This window comes from Phenylobacterium sp. (genome assembly GCF_030680185.1).
Lineage (GTDB): Bacteria > Pseudomonadota > Alphaproteobacteria > Caulobacterales > Caulobacteraceae > Phenylobacterium.
Genome location: NZ_JAUXVZ010000027.1, coordinates 22252 through 42172, shown reverse-complemented (window position 1 = coordinate 42172; position 19921 = coordinate 22252). Strand labels below are relative to the sequence as shown.

The following is a 19921-nucleotide window of genomic DNA, read 5'->3' as shown; positions in this document are numbered from 1 at the left end:
TTGCGTCCGTCAAGCCTCACCGCAGCGCCGGCGACAACGGAGACGTCGGCCCCCTCGGGCCAACGCCTCCCGCCGGCCCGGCAAGGCCGAGGCAGATCAGTCCTAGTTCGCTTCCCGTTCGAACGCCGCGGTGATCTTCAGCTTCACCTCATCGGACACCACCGGGACCGCATAGCCGAGATTGAAGTCGCTGCGCTTGATGGTCGAGGTCGCCGTGAAGCCCACCGTCTGGGCCTGGCTCATCGGATTGGCGCCGGCGCCCATCAGCTCGGCCTCCAGCACCACAGGCTTGGTCACGCCCTTCAGGGTCAGGTCGCCGGTGATGGTGGCCTTGGTCCCGTCAGCAACCACCGAGGTCGAAACGAAGCGACCCGTGGGGTACTTTTCCACCTCGAAGAAGTCGGCCGAGGCCAGGTGCGTAGCGAAGTCGCTGGAGGTCACCGTCAGGCCCGAAAGCGGGATGTCGATGGCCAGCTTCGCCGCCGACAGATTGGCCGGATCGAGGGTGAGCGTGCCGCTCATCTCGCCAAACATCCCATAGAGGGTGGAAAAGCCCATGTGATCCACCGACCAGACCGCCTGGGTGTGGTGAGGATCGACCTTGTAGGTCCCGGCCGCAACGCGGGCGGCCTCGGGTTGGCCAGGCATCTCCGGCGCCTGGGCGAAGGCCGGCGTCGCCAGCAGGATGGCCGTAGCGGCGATGATGGGGGAAAATCTCATGATGGACCTCAGAGGTTTGCTCGCCGCTGCTCGGGCGAGCCGGTTCAAGCCAGCGAGACCATAATGGGGATCAGGCCCTGGCGCATGCGGATTGCGCCATCGCCTCCGCGGCGGGCGCGGGCGCGGCCTATCAGACCGCCCGCAGCTCGCGATGATAGCGCTTCCAGTTCTCCACATAGTGGTGGGCCGACGCGGTCAGGATGCGGGCCTGGCCCTCGGAGACTTCGCGGACCACCTTGCCGGGCGCGCCCATGACCAGGCTGTTGTCCGGGATCTCCTTGCCCTCGGTGATCAGGCAGTTGGCGCCGATTAGGCAGTTCTTCCCGATTTTCGCGCCGTTCAGGATGATCGAGCCGATGCCCACCAGGCTGTTGTCCCCGATGGTGCAGCCATGAAGCATGACCATGTGTCCGACAGTGACATCGCGGCCAATGGTCAAGGGCGAGCCCGCATCGGTATGAAGAACTGAGCCGTCCTGGATATTGGAGTTTTCGCCGATGATGATGGGGTCATTGTCGCCCCGCAGGGTCGCGCCGAACCAGACGGATGCGTTTTGCTTGAGAATCACATTGCCCATCACCGCAGCGGTGGGGGCAATCCAGTATTCACCCTCCGGCGGCAGATCCGGAGCCACATCGCCCAAGTTATAGACAGCCATCCGTACACCTCACATCTTGTCGAAAACGTCGCACTTCAGCCTTCGTTAATCACGCTAGCATCATAGTTGCGATGCGATTCGAGGCGATCATACCGCTCTCGACGCGCCGCCGGGCCGGCTTCCGGTCCGCAGGTTCGAGTTGGACGGAGTGCATGTCGCTGCGTTTGTGGTCCTGGCGGGGTCCCCCCGCAACCGCTGTCCCGGCCACGGTCGGGTCCGGGCCGCCCATCGGGCGCGCCGCATGCCCCTCTTCCTTCTTTTCGTCCTCCCCAAGGGGCGGTCCGCGCAGGACTCGCCCCTTTTTCATGCCCCTATGGAGGCTTTGATGACCAAGCGAGCCCTGAAGCGACAGCTGCGCGAAGGCGCCTTCGATGCTGAGCAGTTCGATGATTCAAAAATCCGCCGCCTGCCCATTGAACGCGGCTGGTCGCCGCTGGGCGTGGCCGAGGAGGGCCGTGAGCAGGGCTATCTGAAAACGATCAAGGCCAAGTCCCCAGGCCAGGAGGAGCTGATCGCCGCCATCGACGCCAAGAACTTGGTCCTGGCCCTGGGTCCGGCCGGCACCGGCAAGACCTATCTGGCCATCGCCAAGGCGGTCGAAGCCCTGGAGGCTGGGCGCGTGGGCCGCATCGTGCTGTCGCGCCCGGCGGTGGAGGCCGGCGAATCCATCGGCTTCCTGCCCGGCGAGATGGAGGACAAGCTCGCCCCCTATCTCCGGCCCCTCTATGACGCTCTGTCCGACCGCCTGTCGATGAAGCGGGTCCGCTCGCTGATGGCCGAGGGCGCCATCGAGATCGCGCCGGTGGGCTTCATGCGCGGCCGCACCCTGAACAACGCCTTCGTGGTCATCGATGAAGCGCAGAACTGCACCTATGTGCAGCTCAAGATGCTGCTCACCCGCCTGGGCTGGCACTCCACCATGGTGGTCACCGGCGACCCGGCTCAGTCTGACCTGCTGCCGGAGCTCTCAGGGCTGGGGCCGGTGGCCGAGAAGCTGGACACCGTCGGCAACATCGCCGTGGTGCGCCTGAAGGATCGCGACATCGTCCGCCACCCGCTGGTGGCCGAAATGCTGGGCGTCCTCTGAGGTCCTGCGGCCGGGCGGCGCTCCTGCCCGCCCGGCCCTAGGTCTTTATCGCTGCGGCCAGACCGGTCTTGAGGAAGGCGAGCGCCGCCTCTCGAGTGGTTTCAGGCGGACGCCCCACCAGTTCGGCCAGCGACCGACCGATCAGGCCGACCCCCATGGCGAGCGAGACGGCCACCAGGATCAGGTTGGTCGCCCGCTCAGGATCGACCCCCTTCTGGGCCATGGGACCGGAAATGACCTCGGCGACGGCTTCGCGCACCAGGGTCAGGCGGCGGGTCTCGCCGGTCAGTTCCAGCCAGGCGGCCAGGCGGGCGCCGCCGGCCGACTCGAACGCATCGAACAGGACCTGCCCGACCCCCTCCAGCTGCGCCTCCGGATCGTCGGGTCGCTCAGCCTCCAGAACGCGGGCCACCAATTGACGGATCATGGCCTCGGCCAGGGCGGTCTGAACACCGTCGATGGAGCCGAAGTGGTGCAGGACCGTGGCATGGGAGACGCCAGCGCCCTGGGCCACCTCCACCAGCTTCAGTCCCTGCGGCCCCCGCTCCAGCAGCAGGCGCTCGGCCGACTGCAGGATGTTCTCACGGGCCGCTTCTGGCGAGCGGCGCACACGGCGGGCAGACTCTATTGACATTTTTGTAGGTAACTCTAACTTGGAGCCCGAACAAGCCGCAGGGGGACGAACACCCCTGTTCCACAGGATCACGCCATGACGCGCAAGACCACGCCCGCCGATGTCGAGGTGAGCCCCCGCGACATCCATTTCGACGCCAGCCTCACCAATTCCGGCCATTGGCTGGATGGCGATCCGGTCGCCACGGCGGTGTTCAACGCCCTGTCGCTGACTTTCCCCGATGGCGAGCGGCTGTTCATGGACGCGGTGCGCCACTATCGCGACCGGGTCTCGGGTAAGCTTGCCGAGGACGTGCGCGGCTTCATCGCCCAGGAGGCGATCCATTCGCGGGAGCATCACAGCCTCAACCAACTGATCGATCGCGAACGCTATCCGGTCGCTGAGATTGAAGCCCGGGTGCGCGAACGAGTGGCCTTCAGCCGGAGCCGCGGCCCCATGGCCATGCTCATCTCGACCATCGCCCTGGAGCACTTCACAGCCATGATGGCCGAGGTGCACATCCGCCACCGGGACGAGCTGTTCCAGAAGACCGACCCGGCCATTGAACGGCTCTGGCGCTGGCACGCCCTGGAAGAGACCGAGCACAAGGCGGTCGCCTTCGACGTCTTCATGGCCGCCACCCAGGACTGGTCGCCCCTCCTGCGCTATCGCCGCCGCTGCATCGCCATGGCGCTGATCACGGTGATGTTCACCCGCAACATCAGCCGCTACGCCGCCCGATTGTTGGAGGCCGACGGCTATACGCCGCAGGCCGCGCTCAAGGCCGTGAAGCAGTTTGTCTGGATCAGACCTGGCCTCTTCCGCCGGGGCTGGAAGACCTACCTGGCCTGGTACCGCCCAGGCTTCCATCCCTGGGATCAGAAGTCGACCGGCCCCACGATCGCAGCCTGGAAGGCCGAGTTCGACGATGCGGCCCTGAAAGCCGCCTAATTGGCCGCCCCATTGGCAGGCGTCTGGTCAAGGCTGGCGCTGACCCGCTTCACCGCCGCCACGATCTCGGCATTGTGGGCGTGCGAAAGCAAGGTGGCGTGGCCAGCGGCGGACACCGCCGCATAGCTGCCATGCTGCGACGCCTCGACGGGCGCCAAGCGCGCGTCCGCCCAGGCGCTGTCGCGGATGCGGGCCGAAGGGCCGGCGGTGACCACCGCCACCGGCCAGGCCGGATCGAGCTGTCCCGCCGCGCGCGTCATCCTTGCGCTTTCCAGCCAATGGGCGGCTTCATTGGCGGCGTTACGCGCATGGCGGCCGGACACGAACGCCGCCTGCTTCTCGCGCACCGCCGGCCCGCTGAGGCCGATCCGATCCCCGAGGAAGAAGAGCGGCTTGGCCAGGCCCGCACTGGTGAGCAGGGCGACCCCTTGCGACAGACGGCCGAAGGTGGCGACGAACCGCCAAACCATGGGGATCTCGACCGCCTCAGGGGTGGCGGCGTCCAGCAGGACCACACCGGCCACCCGCTCGGGATGGCGCACGGCGAACAGGCGGACGTGCTGGCCGCCCATGGAGTGGCCCACCAGGATCGCCGGCCTTGTGACGCCGGCTTGCGTCATCAGCTGATCAAGGTCGCTTACGATGGCCTCACTGTCCCGCGGCCAAGGGCCAGGGTCGGAGAATCCCAGGCCCGCCCGGTCATAGGCGCAGGCGCGGAAGCCCTCCCGCGCCAGGGTGGCCTGCAGGTCGGCGAAGTCGGCGGAGAACCCGAAGGCGCCCGCCTCCAGCCAGACCAGGGGCCCCGTTTCCGGACCCTCGCACACCAGCCGCAGGCGCCGATCGCCGAGGTTGACCATCTCGCCCCGCAGGCTCTTCGGGGCGAAAGCCGCCTCGATGGCCAGGCCCAGCCCGATCCAGGCCACGAGCAGCACGCCGAGACCCAGGGCGATGAATTTCAACATGGATGCGACGCGCCTCGGCGGAGATGAGCCTCCCCCTTAGCCCTGGGCCTCAGGCGGCGGAACCCTCAAGTTCCGTGGACGGCGTTTCCTGCGGCGACAGGTTGCGTTCGACGGTCTTGAGAAAGGCCGACGGCTGGATCGGCTTGGACACGAAATCGTCCATGCCGGCGGCGAAACAGGCATCCTGATCGGACTGCATGGCGTTGGCCGTCATGGCGATGATGGGGGTTCGACCTGCCGGCCCCTCGACGGTGCGGATGCGGCGGGTGGCCTCCAGCCCGTCCATCACCGGCATCTGCATGTCCATCAGGATCAGATCATAGGTCTCGGCCTCGACCGCGGCGACGGCCAGGGCGCCGTTCACAACACAGTCCACATGGCAGCCGATCTCACTCAGAAGCGTCTTGGTGAGCAGGGTGTTGATCTCGTTGTCCTCCACCAGAAGGATCCGGGCCGCCGGCGCGTCCGGCTCGGGCGGCAGGGTGACAACCGCCTCAGGCGCAGCGGGCGCGGAGGCTGGGCCTGGGCGAGATGACAGCGCCATGCGCCCCAGGCATTCGGTGAGGACGTGATGGCGGACGGGCTTGGTCAGGAAGGCGTCCAGGGCCGGCCAGGTCTCCAGTTCGGTGCGGCTGGGGGCGCCCATGGACGACGCCATGACGATCCGCGGCTGATCGGCCCCGCCAGCGGCGCGGACGGCTCTGGCCACCTCGTCCCCGGCCATGCCAGGCATCATGTGGTCGAGCAGCAGGATGTCGAAAGGGGCGCCATCGTCGCGGGCCTTCGCCATGAGAGCCAGAGCTTCGCGGCCCCCTTCGGCCTCGGTGATCAACGCGCCTTCCGCCTCGAGCTGACGACGGAAGATGTGCCGATTGAGATCGATATCGTCGACCACCAGCACTCGCACGCCATCCAGCATGCAGGGCTGAGCAGGTACGGCGCGCGGCGCCGCGGCCGGGCTGAGCTCAAGCTCGACCCAGAAGACGCAACCGCCACCTGGCCGGTCGCTCACCCCGATCCGCCCCCCCATCAGTTCGACCAGTTGCCGGCAGATCGAGAGTCCGAGACCCGTGCCGCCGTACTTGCGGGTGATGGAGCCGTCGGCCTGATGGAACTTCTGAAACAGGCCGACCTTCGCCTCGCGGCTGAGGCCAGGACCGGTGTCGGCCACCTCGAAGCGAAGCTGCCGACGCCCCTGAGACAGGTCCTCGGACTTGACCTCGATGGCGACGAAGCCGCGTTCGGTAAACTTCACCGCGTTGGCCGCCAAGTTCAGCAAAATCTGGCGCAGGCGGGTGGGGTCGCCGGTAAAGCCACCCTGCGCGCCGTCGTCCAGATAGCAGGCGATCTCCAGGTTCTTCTCGGCCGCCCTGGGGGCGAGCAACTCGGCCACATTCTCCACGAGGTCGGTGAGATCAAAGTCGATGGCCTCCAGATCGACCTTGCCGGCCTCAAGTTTGGAGACATCGAGAATGTCGTTGATGATCGCCAGCAGGCTTTCGGCCGAGCTCTGAACCGCCTCGGCGAACTTGCGCTGCTCTGGCGCCAGGGTGCTGCGCAGCAGAAGGGAGTTCATGCCGATCACCCCGTTCATGGGGGTGCGGATCTCGTGGCTCATATTGGCCAGGAATTCGCTCTTGGCGCGGTTGGCGGCTTCGGCGTCGTCCCGGGCCCGGGCCATCTCCGCTTCGGCGACCTTGCGGGCGGTGATGTTCTGCAGGGCCCCAATCAGGCGCTGCGGCCGCCCCTGGCTGTCGGATATCAGCTCCGAGGTGGAGAAGGCCCAGACTTCCTTTCCGTCGGTGCGATTGACGCGGTACTCGACCCGGAAGGGCTCGCCGGTGGCCTGGTGCCGGTCCCAGACCACCTTGGCCGCGGGTCGGTCCTCCGGCAGCACGCTCGACCAGACATCGGCGTACAGGTCGGCATAGGTCAGCGGCTTGTCGAAGAAGGTGTCCTCGGCGCCGATCTTCAACAGCTCCCGGGCCTGGTAGTCGATCTCGTAGACGTGGATTTCCGAGAGCGCCATGGCCACGCGCATGCGCTGTTCTGAACGCTGCGCCCGGTCCAGGGCCTCCACCAGATCGGATATATCCTGGGACAGGAACAGCAGACCGCCGATCTGGCCCTGCGGATCGCGCCACGGCGTGACCTCGACCCGCGCCCAGATATGCCGGCCATCCGCGGTGGCGAACCGGATCCGGTCGGCCTTCAGCGTGTCGCCTTCGAGGCAGGCCTCGATGCGTTCACCCCAGCGCGCGGCGACGTCCGGCAGAAGCTCGGCCATCGGCCGGCCGATTACGCCCTGGCCCTCGAGGCCAAGCTCCTGGCTCCATCGAGGGCTGGCATGCATCAGCCGCAGATCGCGGTCCGTGACGGCCAGGGCGACCGGCGCCGAAGCCATCATGTTGAGCAGGAGCTGTTCGGCGGCGCCGGCTTCGGCCCGGGCCTGATCCTGGCGGCTGGCGGCGTAAAGCCGCTCGGCCGTGGTGGCGACGCCGTCGGCCAGATCGGCCAGGATCTCCGCCAGAGCCTCGTCGCGGGGGCGGGATGACGCAAAGATAGTCAAGCGGCCGCGGAGGCCCTGGGCGGTGAACCGGACCGGCGCGCTCGCCGCCAGATCCGCCCCTTCAAAACCGAGTTCGGCGTTCCGCCTTTTCGAAACCGACCATAGGGGCTCTGCGAAAAGCACCTCGGGGCCGGCGTCCAGGACCAGTTGAAGAACGCCGTCTTCGCCGCAACGGAACGCGTCATCCCCGTCGTGCAGAACGATTTCGACGGAATGGGCGGCGAAATGCGCCCGGGCGGCCTGCGCCATTCGCCGGAGCGTCGGACGCAGAGATTCGGCGTCGAACTTCGGTCCGACGCCGTCGCCCCAAAGCTGCATAGTTCCAAACATTCGAAACCCACCCAGAACCCGTCCGGGAGAGATTCAACCTGTGGGAGTTAATGACACGTCAAACGACGTTTGGATGAGCTTGTTCAGCCTAATTCTCAGGCGCCGTCCGAAGGCGAAGCCTCAGGGCAGATCCTCGGCGAGGATCGCCATTTCGAACATGAAGGACCCGTCTTCGTCCTCGTCCTCGAAGACCACGCCGATGAACTCATCGGCGATATAGACCTCGGCGGAGTCCTTTTGCTTGGGGCGCGGAACCAGGGTGATCCTGGCGTTGGCGAAGGTGCCGCGCAGGTGGCCTTCGACTTTACGCATGGCGCGTTCGTCCACGGGGGGCTCCTTTGGAATCTAACGAGGCCGCGAACCTAGACGCTCGCGGCCTCCTGTTAAACCTCGGCCGGACCAAATTCGGTCAGATGACGTAGTCGTACACAGCCTCGGCCAGGGTGTGGTCCATGCTGCGGGCCGGTTCGTCGCAGGTCGGGCAATTGACCAGGCGGGCCGGCACCCCGGCCGCCGTGCAGTGGGCGGGCACGGGCTTCAGCACCACCGAGCCCGAGGCCACCTTGGCGTAGTCGCCGATGGTGATATTGCCCAGCACCTTGGCGCCGGCGCCCAGCAGCACCCCACGCCCGATCTTGGGATGGCGATCACCGCGCTCGGCGCCCGTGCCGCCCAGGGTCACGCCTTGCAGCAGCGAGACGTCATCGCCGATGACGGCCGTCTCTCCGATGACGATGCCGGTGCCGTGGTCGATGAAGACGCCCGAGCCGATCCGGGTGGCCGGGTGGATGTCCACCTGGAAGATTTCGGACATGCGGCTCTGAAGATAAAAGGCCATGGTGTCGCGGCCCTGGCCCCAGAGCCAATGGGCCACCCGCTGGGTCTGCAGGGCCAGGAATCCCTTGAAGAACAAGAAGGGCTGGACATAGCCCTTGCAGGCCGGGTCGCGCTCAAACACGGCCTTGAGATCGGCCTCGGCGATCTCCACCAGTTCAGGCGCCGCGGCATAGGCCTGCTCGGCGATGTCACGCAGGCTCATGGCCCGCAGTTCCTGGTCCCCAAGCTTCCGCGCCAACTGGTAGGACAGGGCGTCGCCCAGGCTGTCATGGCTGAGGATCACGGCGTTCAACAACGACGCCAGGGCCGCCTCGTCGCGAGCGGCCCGCTCGGCCTCGTTTCGCAACGCCGCCCAGACCGGCGGGGCGTGGCCCGGATCGATGACTTCCAGCCTTGCGGCGTCTTCGCGGCCCATGGGCTCTCTCCCTAGCTCAGCACCCGACGCGCCAGCGCCGACGGCAAGGCCCCTTCCCGGGCCATATGGTAGACGCGCAGCAGCATCGCCACGGTCAGCATATCTAACATATGACCTGATAGCGCAGTTTCCAGCACTTCGCGGAAAGGCGCCCTGACCACCGCCAGATCTTCGGTCTCGTCCGGCGCCCTGGGCGTGGGGGTGAGATCCGTCGCCAGGAAGCCGACGGCGCGCTCATCGGTGACCGAGTTGGAGAGCTGAGCCCGCAACACTTCGCGCCAGGTCGCGGCGGCCAGGCCCACTTCCTCCCTCAGCTCGCGGCGCGCGCCCTCCAGCGGATCTTCGCCCAACGGCCCGCCGCCCTCGGGAATCTCCCAACTGTAGTCCCGGTGGGGAAAGCGGTTCTGGCCCACCAGGGTGACGGTCCCATCCTCGTGCAGAGGCAAGACGGCCAGGGCGAGGTTCTTGAACTTGACCACACCATATGGGGCTGAGACGCCTGTGGGGGCGCTCGCCGCATACTCGTCCACGGCGATCCAAGGGTTTTCATAGACGCGCCGGGGGGCCTCTGCGCCCCATGGGCGACCATGGGGCTGGAGCCAGGGAGGTTTTTGCGACATATTCTCAACTAGAATGACAGGCCTATGCTGATGCCAGCGATAGAATCACGCCGACGTCCACGAAAAGGAACACCTTGACCCACGCCCTCCCTGCGCCCTCCCCGCTTGGAACCCCGATGCCGATCGCGGCGAGCCCGGAAGTTCTGAACTTCCTGGCCGTTCGACGCTCGGCCTCGGCCCTGACCCTGACCTCCCCCGGCCCCGAGGCTGACGAACTCGACACGCTCCTGCGCCTGGCGAGCCGCGTGCCCGACCATGGCAAGCTGACCCCCTGGCGAATGATCGTCCTGGAACCTGCGGCCAAGACCGAGTTCGCCGCGCGCCTGGAGGCGCTCGCGCTCAGCCGCGATGACGCCAAGGCCGCCGCCAAGCTCGCCAAGCTCAAGACCCCGCCCATGGGGGTGGCGGTGATCTCGCGGCCGCGGCCGTCCGAGATTCCGGAATGGGAGCAACTTCTGTCCTCGGCCGTGGTCTGCGCCAACCTGCTCTATGGCGCGACGGCCATGGGCTACGGCGCCAACTGGATCACGGACTGGTACGCTTATGATCCCGAGGCGATGACCATCCTGGGCCTGGAGGCCGGGGAACGTGTGGCCGGCTATGTGTTGATCGGGACCGCCAAGGAGCCGCCGCTGGAGCGCGACCGCCCCGACTGGACCGGACTGGTCAGCCGCTGGACGGCTTAAGCAGGTTCGCGAAGCCCCAAAAAGGCCGGATCTGGAATCACAAAGGCCGGACGGCGCAGATGCGCCGCCCGGCCCCAGGTGACACGCCCGAGGAGAGTTGGGCAGCTTCTATATAGCTGATCGCAAGCCATCCCGCCAGTCGGCCCCGAATTTGGCCGAAACCCAAAATGGGTCTCCATGACCTGGGTGAATCACGGGTTCGTCTAAGCTTTCGGCTTGCGAGACGTCATCTTTGGTCCCCGCCGCGAACATTGGCGCATCAGCCGGGAACTCGGATTCTAACCCCGCCCCCTGTAGGGGGCCACGCCCTGATCGGGCAGCCAGAGGCCCTCGGGCGGCGGTCCCGATTGCCAGAACACGTCGATGGGAATGCCGCCGCGCGGGTACCAGTAACCGCCGATCCGAAGCCAGCGGGGCTGAGCCACTTCGACGATCCGACGGCCAATGGCGACCGTGCAGTCCTCGTGGAAGGCGCCATGGTTGCGGAACGAAGCCAGATAGAGCTTCAGCGATTTTGACTCGATCAGCCACTGGTCCGGGGCGTAGTCGATCACAAGATGGGCGAAGTCCGGCTGCGCCGTCACCGGGCAGAGCGAGGTGAATTCAGGGGCGGTGAAACGCGCCAGGTACAGGGTGTCGGCCTGCGGGTTGGCGACCCGCTCCAGCACGGCGTCCTCTGGACTGGCGAAGCCCGCCACGGCTTGGCCGAGCTGGGTCAGATGGGTCTCTTCCATGGGCGGGCTTTAGCCCTGGTTCGGACCATGGGCAACCGTTCGCACAGGGGCGACAGCGCAGGGCCGCCTCGCTAAACCTTGGTCAGATCTATTAGCGCAGACGAAGATCTGCATCACCGGAGGAAACATCGATGAGCGGTCAGGACTTCAAGGACTATGTCGTGGTGGTGACGGGCGCCTCCACCGGCCTCGGGCGCGCCATCGCCATCGAAACCGCAGCCCGCGGCGCCGGGGCCGTCATCGTCAACTATGCCCGCAGCCGCGATGAAGCCGAGGAGACCGGCCGCCTTGTGGAGGCCCAGGGCGCCCGCGCCATCCTGGTCCAGGCCGATGTGGGCGACGACGCCGATTGCCGGAAGATCGCCGCGGCCGCCGAGCCGCTGGGCCGTATCGACGCCCTGTTCAACAATGCCGGCATGACCCGGTTCGCCCCCAACCATGCGGACCTGGATGCGGTCTCGGCCGACGACTTTCTCGACCTCTACCGGGTCAATGTGGTGGGCGCCTATCAGGCCCTGCGCGCCTGCCGCAGCCTGTTGGAGGCCGCGCCGCAGCCTGGGGCGGTGGTGAACACGTCGTCGGTCGCCGGCGTCATGGGCATCGGCTCGTCGGTGCCCTACGCCGCCTCGAAAGGCGCGCTGACCACCATGACCATCTCGCTAGCCCGAGCGTTGGCGCCGAAGATCCGGGTGAACGCCGTCTGTCCCGGCTTCATCGACACGCCCTGGTTCGAGAAGGGACTGCCGGCCGGGCGGGCCGAAAAGATGCGGGAGGGGGCGGCGGCGTCTACGCCCCTGAAGGCGGCGTCCACCGCCGAAGACGTGGCGGGCGCGACCGTCTTCCTGGCCTCGCCAGCAGCCCGTCACATCACCGGCGAAACCCTGCTGGTCGATGCGGGGACTCACCTGGGGTATGCCCCGCTGGCCATGCGCTAAACCTGTGGCAGAAGCGTGACAGTGGCGAGCCTTTTATTTGGGCGCCGTTTCCGGGGCGTGCCGAATATTTCGCCACGGTCTAAGCTCAAGGCTCCGAGGGGCCAACCTCCGTTGATCTGCTCTCCTTCACCATGAGGATGCAGAACATCGGTCGGGCAAGGCCCGATCGGGAACTCAAGGGGATAATAAATGAAAACTCTCAAGCTCGCGCTTCTCGCCGCCGCCACTACTGTCGCCATGGGCGGCGTCGCCGCTGCTCAGGAATCGCCTGTCAGCTTCAATGTCGGCGTTGCGTCCGACTACGTTTTCCGCGGCGTCAGCCAAACCGATGAAGGTCCGCAGGTGTTCGGCGGCGTCGACCTCGCCATCGGTGAGATGGGCTATGCGGGCGTGTGGGCCTCTAACGTCGATTTTGGCGACGACACCGCTGCTGAAGTCGACTTCTACGCGGGCATCACGCCCACCCTGGGTCCGGTGTCGGCCGACTTTGCGGCGATCTACTACGCCTATGTCGATGCGCCGTCCGGCTCGGACTACAACTATTGGGAATTCGCCGCCTCGGGTACGATCCCGGCTGGCCCGGCTGAAATCGGCGCGGCGGTCTACTATTCGCCGGAATTCTTCGGCGGCATCGGCGACGCCTTCTATTATGAAGTGAACGCTGCGGCCCCGCTGACCGACAAGCTGAGCGTGAGCGGCGCTCTGGGCCGTCAAGAGTTCGACGGCGGCGGTGACTACACCACCTGGAACGTTGGTCTGGGCGTCGCCTTCAACGACACCATCGGCCTCGACCTGCGCTATCACGACACCGATGAAGACGCCCTTGGCGACATCGGCGAAGGCCGCCTGGTGGCCAGCCTGACCGCCGCCTTCTAAGGCACGAAAAAGCCACACTACGAGAAGCCGTCGCCGAAAGGCGGCGGCTTTCTTATTTCCAACACGATCACGCCTCAAAGCCATCCCAGGCTTTGGCAAGAACATCGCCAAGAACCTGGTGGCCGGGGATCGCTTCGTCCCCGGATTGAGTTTGGTTGGAGGGGTGATAAGCCCCGGCTATGTTGTCGGCTCGCAGGGAGTCGCGGAGATCAGCCCATGATGCGGATGGCCTTCCGAGCGCAGACCGTCGTTGTCGATGTCGGCATCGCCGCCCTGGCCTTCCTGTGCGCCTATCTCCTTTCCCCCTCAGCCTTGCCTGATCTTGGCTTTGACGGGCGATCGTCTCTCAACATCATCCAGCTGACCGCCACCTACGCCGCCTTCGCCGCGGTGTTCACCACCCTTTTCCGCGGCGAGCTTTCCCCCTGGCGTTACGCCTCCATCCCTGACGCCCTGGTCATCGGCCGGATCGCGGCCCTGACCGCCGTTCTCTTTCTCCTGGCGGTCTGGGTCATGGACCGCGCCTCCACCCTGCCCCGTTCGGCTCTGGCCATGGCGGCGGTCTTCCATGTGACCGGCTGCCTGGGGCTGCGCGTGCTTCGCCGCGCCATCCATGAGCGCGCCCTGGTCAAGGTGGCCCCGATTCGGTCCAAGACCGGGACCCAGGCCCCGGCCCTCCTGCTGATCGGTCCGCCGGCCCTGGCCGACACCTATCTGCGCGACGCCGCCCGCGCCCATGACCGCCGCTACAATCCGGTGGGCATCATCGGGCTGGATTTGCGCGATGTGGGCCAGCAGGTCCGCGGCGTTTGCATCCTGGAAAGCCTGGATCGACTGGATGAGGCCCTGGTCGATCTGCGCCGCTGGAATCGTTATCCGCGGGCTGTGCTGTTCCTGGACGAACCCAGCAGGATCAAGGGCCTCAGCCCCGACCATCTGGGGCGCTTCAAGGCCGAGGGCGTGCGGATGCTCCGCCTGCCCAGCATCGTGGATCTGCGCCATCACGAGGGCGTCGCCCTGATGCCGCTACGCGATGTCAGCGTCGAGGAGTTGCTGGCGCGGGAGCCCATCGAGCTGGACGCCGCGCCCCTGGCCGCCCTGATCCGCGGTCGGCGGGTGTTGATCACCGGCGCCGGCGGCAGCATCGGCGGCGAACTGGCCCGTCAGGTCGCCAGTTTCGACTGCGCCCACCTGACCCTGGTCGACAGCTCCGAGTCGGCGCTGTTCGCCATCGAGCGGGAAGTGGCCGAAACCTATCCAGGCGTGTCACGCACCGCCGTCCTCTGCGACGTCCGCCATGCCGGCCGGTTGCAGGGCCATTTCGCCGCCCAGGCGCCCGATCTCGTCTTCCATGCGGCGGCTCTGAAGCATGTCTCCATGGTCGAGCGTCACCCCTGCGAAGGGGTTCTGACCAATGTGATCGGCACCTGGAACGTGGCCGAGGCCGCCCGCCTCAGCGGGGCGGCTCAGATGGTGCTGATCTCCACCGACAAGGCGGTCGATCCGACCAATGTGATGGGCGCCACCAAGCGGCTGGCCGAGGCCGTCATCCAGGCCCAGCAGACCCATGGCGGAAAGACCCGGTTCGCCGCCGTGCGATTCGGCAATGTGCTGGGCTCGGCCGGCTCGGTCGTGCCCATCTTTAAGTCACAGATCGAGCGGGGCGGGCCGGTGACCCTCACCCACCCCGACATGACCCGGTTCTTCATGACCATTCCCGAGGCCGTCCAGTTGGTGCTGCACGCCACGGCGGCGAGCGCCGAAGACCGGGACGCCCAGGCGCGGCTCTTCATCCTCGATATGGGCGAGCCCGTCCGCATCATCGATCTGGCGCGCCAGATGATCGCTTTGTCGGGCCGCACCCTCGGTCACGACATCGAAATTGAGGTCACGGGCCTGCGCCCCGGTGAAAAGCTCACCGAGACCCTGCTTGACGCCGACGAACAGGCCACCCCATGCGCGCCCAAGGTGATGCAGGTGGTGTCGAATTCCGCCGTCGGCATAACCCCGGGCCACCTGCAAACCCTCGAAGCCCTGGCCGAGCAGGCCGATGCGGAGGGCGTGCGCACCGCGCTGTTTGACCTGGTCGGCCAGGTCCGCGGCCAACGCCCCGGCGGGGCGCCGCGGCTGAAGGTGGTGGCGGGGGGCTAGAGCCTAGGCTCAAAGCTCTGCGATCGGCGGCTGAGGACGACCAGACGTCTTTGAAACGACCCGCCAAGCCAGACCAGAACCGGTGTATTCAGATTGTACGAGAGCTCCGCCACAGAACTACGGCGGCAAGACGAGTCAGGCTGAGCCTGCAGCCGACAGCCGACGCCCGGGGCCAGACAGGCCGATCCAAGCCACGTGTCGCATAGCGCGATCGACAGCCGCCTTGGCGGTTTCCTGGCAGGCGTCCAGACCGGAGGCGACGATCTCGCCGGCCTCGTCATAGACACTCCAGGCCCAGCCGGACGTATCCTGGCTCATCGAATAGGCGAAGAGCGGCTCAGACATCCCTAGCCTCTTTTGCGCTGCAACATCATCAGACATCAGACGTCTCCGAAACGCACTGTGTCAAGTTTCGATCCCCGGCCGATAGACGCCGGGCGATGCCGCCGCACGATTGGGCAAGCGGCGGCATCCTACTCGGCCGCCACCGTCTGACCGCGGCGCTCGCGTTCGAGACGGCCGACCAGCGCGGCGTGCTCATCCCACAGCGCCTGCGGCAGGCGCTCGCCGAAGCGCTCATAGGCCGGCGGAATGAGAGCGGCTTCCTGGCTCCAGATGTCGGCGTCGACGCTCAGCAGCAGATCGAGCTGGGCGTCGGTCAGCGTCAGCCCGCTCAGGTCGAGGCTCTCTCGAGTGGGCAGGCGGCCAATGGGCGTATCGACAGCCTGGGCGCGGCCCTCGAGACGCTCGACGATCCACTTCAGCACACGGCTGTTTTCGCCAAAGCCCGGCCAGACGAACTTGCCGCGCTCGTCCTTGCGGAACCAGTTGACGAAGTAGATGCGGGGCAGCTTGGCCGCATCGGCCTGGGCGCCGAGCTTGAGCCAATGGCCGAAGTAGTCGCCCATATTGTAGCCGCAGAACGGCAGCATGGCGAAGGGATCGCGACGCAACTCGCCAATGGCGTTCTCGGCCGCCGCCGTGCCTTCCGAAGCCACGTTGGAGGCCAGGAACACCCCATGGCGCCAGTCGAAGGACTCAGTGACCAGCGGCACGGCGCTGGCGCGGCGACCGCCGAACAGAATGGCCGAGATGGGCACACCGGCGGGATCTTCCCATTCCGGGGCGATCACCGGGCACTGGTCGGCCGGTACGGTGAAGCGGGCGTTGGGGTGGGCCGCGGGCGTCTCGGACGCCGGCGTCCAGGGATTGCCCCGCCAGTCGGTGAGGTGCGGCGGGGGCTCGGCCGTCAGGCCCTCCCACCAGACGTCGCCGTCGGGAGTGAGCGCCACATTGGTGAAGACGCAGTTGGCGTGCAGCGCGTCGATGGCGTTCTTGTTGGTCTCGATCCCGGTGCCCGGCGCCACGCCGAAGAAGCCGGCCTCGGGGTTCACCGCATAGAGCCGCCCGTCGTCGCCAAAGCGCATCCAGCAGATGTCGTCGCCGATGGTCTCGGCCTTCCAGCCGGCCAGGGTCGGTTGCAGCATGGCCATATTGGTCTTGCCGCAGGCGCTGGGGAAGGCCGCGGCGATATAGCGGACCTCGTTCTGTGGCGAGGTCAGCTTGAGAATCAGCATGTGCTCGGCCAGCCACCCCTCGTCGCGGGCCATCACCGAGGCGATGCGCAGGGCGAAACACTTCTTGCCCAGCAGCGCATTGCCGCCATAGCCGGAGCCATAGGACCAGATCTCCCGGGTCTCCGGGAAATGAACGATGTACTTCTCGTCGTTGCAGGGCCAGGCGACATCGGCCTCGCCAGCGGCCAGGGGCGCGCCGACACTGTGAATGGCCGGCACGAAGAAGCCGTCCTCGCCCAGTTGCTCCAGGGCTTCGGCGCCCATGCGGGTCATGACGCGCATCGAGATGGCCACATAGGCGCTGTCGGTGATCTCCACGCCGATGGCGCTGATCTTCGAACCCAGCGGTCCCATGCAGAAGGGCGCCACATACATGGTGCGGCCGCGCATGCAGCCGTCGAAGAGGCCCTGAAGCTTGGCCCGCATCTGCGCCGGCTCGGCCCAGTTGTTGGTGGGGCCGGCGTCGGCCGCGTCGGCCGAGCAGATGAAGGTGCGGCTTTCCACCCGCGCCACATCGCGCGGATCTGAGGCGGCATAGAAGGAATTGGGCCGGATTTCGGGATTGAGCTGGGTGAGCGTGCCGCTCTCGACCAGTTCCGACGTCAGCCGTTCCCACTCCGCATCAGAGCCATCGCACCAATAGACCCGGTCCGGCTTGGTCAGGGCTGCGACCTCAGCGACCCAGGCGACCAGGCCGGCATGGCGGGTCGGGGCGGCGTCCAAACCAGGAATAGGGGTTGCGTCGCTCATTATCGTCTCCGTCACCTGGCCGTCCGCGCGCAGGCCTCTTCGTGCCCGCCGATGTCCGATTATGAACAAGTCCATAATGCGTGAGGCGGGCTGTGCAAACTGCAGGCCGCGGAAATTCGTATGCTAAGCTTGTTATTGCCCCTGCCGGGCTCAGGCTGCGGGCCGGCGCCGCCGCCGCCCGAGGGCGCCTGGCTGGCCCCGCGAGGCGGCTGCCACCGCAGGGGCCCTGGCCACCGGCGAAAGCGCGTTCAAGACCAGGCGCAGGCCGGCCTCCAGCCACCCTGGCGTCATCGAACCATCCCCATGAACTCAACCCCTTCCCCGAGCGCTCATGGAGGAAAGGCTGGCGCCCCCAGCGGCGGCAATGATCCAGGGGCTCAATTTGAGCAGTCCCAAGATCCGCGCCACGCCAGAGGCGCCCATTCTCGGCGTAGGGTTAGAAAAAGCGTTCTTTGATGCGGATCGTATCGCCCGGCGCCACAGGGGTCATCGGGGTCAATGGATATTCCCGCTCCGCATCGTCATCGGCGCGCTTGATAAAGACGCGACGATTATTGGCCCGATAGGTGAAGCCCCCCGCGGTCGCAACCGCGTTCAGCACGGACAGGCCATTGGTATAGGGATACTCGCCCGGGGTTTCGACTTCGCCCAGAATGTAGAATGGCCGATAGTTCAGCACTTCCACGCTGACCCGCGGCTCCTTCAGATAGCCTTTCTGAAGTTCCGCTTCGATCGCACGCTGGAATTCCGGGATGGTCTGTCCCTGGGCGCGCACCTCGCCGATGAGCGGGAGCGAGATATTGCCCGACCCCCCGACGAAGAACTCGCCCGTCAGGCTCTCCTCACCAAAGGTGATCACCCGCACCTTGTCCCCCGGACCCATTCGATAATCCGGGATCACCCGAACCTCGCCCGGCGCGAGGGTCTGGGCCTGTCCGAGACCTGGCGCCGCCATGGCCAGAAGCACCGCTGAAAATGCGGCCAGCAGCGTCAACAACCTCTGCATCAAACTCACGCTCCACGTCATTCAGCGTCCCTTACCGCTTTATTACCGCAGTGCGGCGAAACGCGAAACTCCCCTCACGCAGCTTTGCGCAAGAGGCAGGCATATAGATAACGAAATTGGAACCATGTGTTTAGCAAACGGAAATGCCCAATTTACCCATTGTAAACGTTAACGCACAAGTCACCGTAAATCGTATCCGTTTCTATACTATATAATTAGATCAATACTTAATCGGCCTTATCGTAAACACGCCATCAGATAACTCCAGAAAGGGGTACTGGTGGTGGTAGTCAGAAAGACTTTGTTTACACGGGCAGCCGTGGTTACTGCATTACTAAATCTCTCGGCCTGCGCCACGCTGCCCGAGGCCAGCACGCCGATGGTGCTGAGCGAAGCTGCAGCGGCGCCGAACGGCTATCTGGATTTTTGTCGGCGCCAGCCTCAGGACTGTGGCGGCGCCCCTGCGCCGGTCGTTCGAAAGGTCGCTGAGATGGAATTGGCCCGGCGGGGCGCGTCGAATGAGCGGAGCGTCGCTGCAGGTCTTCCGCGACACGCACCGGCGGCCCAGCAGGTGAACTGGACGCAGGCCTTCGCCGAAGCCCGCCGCCGGCGGGAAATGGCGGAAATCTCCAACGCCGCGGTGGCCGCCGCCATGGTCGCCGTCCAGCAGGCCGAACTTGAGCCAAGGACGGACGCGCCCTGGGCGTCCCACGCTGGGCTCCAGCGGGTGTCTTATACAGCGACGGTTCAGGGCGCGATGCCAGGGACGGGACCAGGGACGGTCGCAGATCGGCGCGCAAGCCGGTCGCAGCCGCCAGTGATGGCGCAGGCGGCCCCCGCAACCTTGGACATGACCCCCGAGCTCTGGTCTCAGATCAATAAGGCGAATGACAAGGTGAACCGCGCCATCGGTCGGCGCAGCGACCTGGCCACCTATGGAGTCCAGGATCACTGGGCCACGCCCCTGGCCCAGGGTACTGGCTTCGGCGACTGCGAAGACTATGTGCTGGAAAAGCGCAGGGCCCTGATCGCCGGCGGCGTCCCCGAGACCGCCCTGTCCATCGCCGTGGCGACGACGAGCTGGGGTGAGCACCATGCCGTCCTTCTGGTCGATACCGCCCAGGGGGCCTACGTTCTCGACAGCCTGACGCCCTGGGTCCTGCCCTGGCGCAAGGCCAACCTGATCTGGCACGAACGACAGGTCGCCGGCGCGCCCTTCCGGTGGTCCATGGTCGATGTCACCGGAGCGCCCCGCCCCGTCGCCCCGGCGCCGGCGGCGACCCTGGCCGCACAACCGGCGGCTCAGCCGGCCGACAGGCCCGAAGGCGAGCTCCGTCCTTCGCTGCAGCCGGCGGAGCCTCTGGCCCTGGCCCAGGGATACCTGGCCCTCAGGGGCCGCCTTTAGGTCGATGCTGGCGTCTGGCGCTGGTCTTGCTTAAACCAG

Annotated in this window: 19 protein-coding genes; 7 read left to right on the top strand and 12 right to left on the bottom strand. The window is 66.4% G+C overall.

Features of this window, described 5'->3' with window-relative positions:
- Positions 1-102 precede the first annotated feature (102 nt).
- On the bottom strand, positions 103-720 hold the full coding sequence (locus Q8L83_RS04775) for a YceI family protein (protein ID WP_305285057.1): 618 nt from the start codon (positions 718-720) through the stop codon (positions 103-105).
- 130 nt (positions 721-850) lie between these two features.
- The gene (locus Q8L83_RS04770) at positions 851-1378 is read right to left on the bottom strand and encodes a gamma carbonic anhydrase family protein (protein WP_305285056.1); all 528 of its coding nucleotides are present in this window, start codon (positions 1376-1378) and stop codon (positions 851-853) included.
- A gap of 313 nt (positions 1379-1691) precedes the next feature.
- Between Q8L83_RS04770 and Q8L83_RS04765 the strand changes: the two genes are divergently transcribed.
- A complete protein-coding gene (locus Q8L83_RS04765; RefSeq protein ID WP_305285055.1) occupies positions 1692-2465 on the top strand; it encodes a PhoH family protein in 774 nt (257 codons plus the stop codon).
- Positions 2466-2502: 37 nt separating this feature from the next.
- Here the strand turns inward: Q8L83_RS04765 and Q8L83_RS04760 are convergent, their stop codons facing one another.
- Complete coding sequence (locus Q8L83_RS04760; protein ID WP_305285054.1) at positions 2503-3099, bottom strand: TetR/AcrR family transcriptional regulator; 597 nt, start codon at positions 3097-3099, stop codon at positions 2503-2505.
- Between the two features lie 75 nt (positions 3100-3174).
- Between Q8L83_RS04760 and Q8L83_RS04755 the strand changes: the two genes are divergently transcribed.
- Entirely contained in the window at positions 3175-4029 is an 855-nt protein-coding gene (locus Q8L83_RS04755) for a metal-dependent hydrolase (RefSeq protein ID WP_305285053.1), read from the top strand.
- On the opposite strand, the gene Q8L83_RS04750 is transcribed toward Q8L83_RS04755, so the two are convergent.
- The 5 genes from Q8L83_RS04750 to Q8L83_RS04730 form a co-directional block, all read right to left on the bottom strand.
- Positions 4026-4991 (bottom strand): alpha/beta hydrolase, encoded by a 966-nt coding sequence (locus Q8L83_RS04750; protein ID WP_305285052.1) that lies wholly within the window; start codon positions 4989-4991, stop codon positions 4026-4028. The two genes, Q8L83_RS04755 and Q8L83_RS04750, sit on opposite strands and share 4 nt — an antisense overlap.
- A gap of 49 nt (positions 4992-5040) precedes the next feature.
- On the bottom strand, positions 5041-7878 hold the full coding sequence (locus tag Q8L83_RS04745; protein ID WP_305285050.1) for a response regulator: 2838 nt from the start codon (positions 7876-7878) through the stop codon (positions 5041-5043).
- 132 nt (positions 7879-8010) lie between these two features.
- On the bottom strand, positions 8011-8202 hold the full coding sequence (locus Q8L83_RS04740; RefSeq protein WP_370868353.1) for a DUF3126 family protein: 192 nt from the start codon (positions 8200-8202) through the stop codon (positions 8011-8013).
- Between the two features lie 97 nt (positions 8203-8299).
- On the bottom strand, positions 8300-9142 hold the full coding sequence (gene cysE / locus Q8L83_RS04735; RefSeq protein ID WP_305285048.1) for a serine O-acetyltransferase: 843 nt from the start codon (positions 9140-9142) through the stop codon (positions 8300-8302).
- An 11-nt stretch (positions 9143-9153) separates the two neighbouring features.
- A complete protein-coding gene (locus Q8L83_RS04730; RefSeq protein ID WP_370868350.1) occupies positions 9154-9672 on the bottom strand; it encodes an NUDIX domain-containing protein in 519 nt (172 codons plus the stop codon).
- 206 nt (positions 9673-9878) lie between these two features.
- Between Q8L83_RS04730 and Q8L83_RS04725 the strand changes: the two genes are divergently transcribed.
- Positions 9879-10448: a nitroreductase gene (locus Q8L83_RS04725; protein ID WP_305285045.1), complete on the top strand. Its 570-nt coding sequence runs from the start codon at positions 9879-9881 to the stop codon at positions 10446-10448.
- Positions 10449-10726: 278 nt separating this feature from the next.
- Here the strand turns inward: Q8L83_RS04725 and queF are convergent, their stop codons facing one another.
- Positions 10727-11182, bottom strand: coding sequence for a preQ(1) synthase (queF, locus tag Q8L83_RS04720; RefSeq protein ID WP_305285044.1), 456 nt, complete (start codon positions 11180-11182; stop codon positions 10727-10729).
- A gap of 131 nt (positions 11183-11313) precedes the next feature.
- Between queF and Q8L83_RS04715 the strand changes: the two genes are divergently transcribed.
- The 3 genes from Q8L83_RS04715 to Q8L83_RS04705 all read left to right on the top strand — a co-directional run bounded on the left by Q8L83_RS04715 (position 11314) and on the right by Q8L83_RS04705 (position 15144).
- Entirely contained in the window at positions 11314-12117 is an 804-nt protein-coding gene (locus tag Q8L83_RS04715; RefSeq protein WP_305285042.1) for an SDR family NAD(P)-dependent oxidoreductase, read from the top strand.
- A gap of 189 nt (positions 12118-12306) precedes the next feature.
- The gene (locus Q8L83_RS04710) at positions 12307-12993 is read left to right on the top strand and encodes a TorF family putative porin (protein WP_305285041.1); all 687 of its coding nucleotides are present in this window, start codon (positions 12307-12309) and stop codon (positions 12991-12993) included.
- A 216-nt stretch (positions 12994-13209) separates the two neighbouring features.
- Complete coding sequence (locus Q8L83_RS04705) at positions 13210-15144, top strand: nucleoside-diphosphate sugar epimerase/dehydratase (protein ID WP_305285040.1); 1935 nt, start codon at positions 13210-13212, stop codon at positions 15142-15144.
- A 135-nt stretch (positions 15145-15279) separates the two neighbouring features.
- Here Q8L83_RS04705 and Q8L83_RS04700 read toward each other — a convergent pair whose 3' ends face one another.
- The 3 genes from Q8L83_RS04700 to Q8L83_RS04690 form a co-directional block, all read right to left on the bottom strand.
- A complete protein-coding gene (locus Q8L83_RS04700) occupies positions 15280-15489 on the bottom strand; it encodes a hypothetical protein (protein ID WP_305285039.1) in 210 nt (69 codons plus the stop codon).
- 128 nt (positions 15490-15617) lie between these two features.
- A complete protein-coding gene (locus tag Q8L83_RS04695; RefSeq protein ID WP_305285038.1) occupies positions 15618-17471 on the bottom strand; it encodes a phosphoenolpyruvate carboxykinase (GTP) in 1854 nt (617 codons plus the stop codon).
- Positions 17472-17907: 436 nt separating this feature from the next.
- Positions 17908-18426 carry a polysaccharide biosynthesis/export family protein gene (locus Q8L83_RS04690; RefSeq protein WP_305285087.1) on the bottom strand — a complete coding sequence of 173 codons (519 nt, stop codon included), beginning with the start codon at positions 18424-18426 and terminating at the stop codon, positions 17908-17910.
- 430 nt (positions 18427-18856) lie between these two features.
- Between Q8L83_RS04690 and Q8L83_RS18620 the strand changes: the two genes are divergently transcribed.
- Complete coding sequence (locus Q8L83_RS18620; protein ID WP_370868352.1) at positions 18857-19882, top strand: transglutaminase-like cysteine peptidase; 1026 nt, start codon at positions 18857-18859, stop codon at positions 19880-19882.
- Positions 19883-19921: the final 39 nt, after the last annotated feature.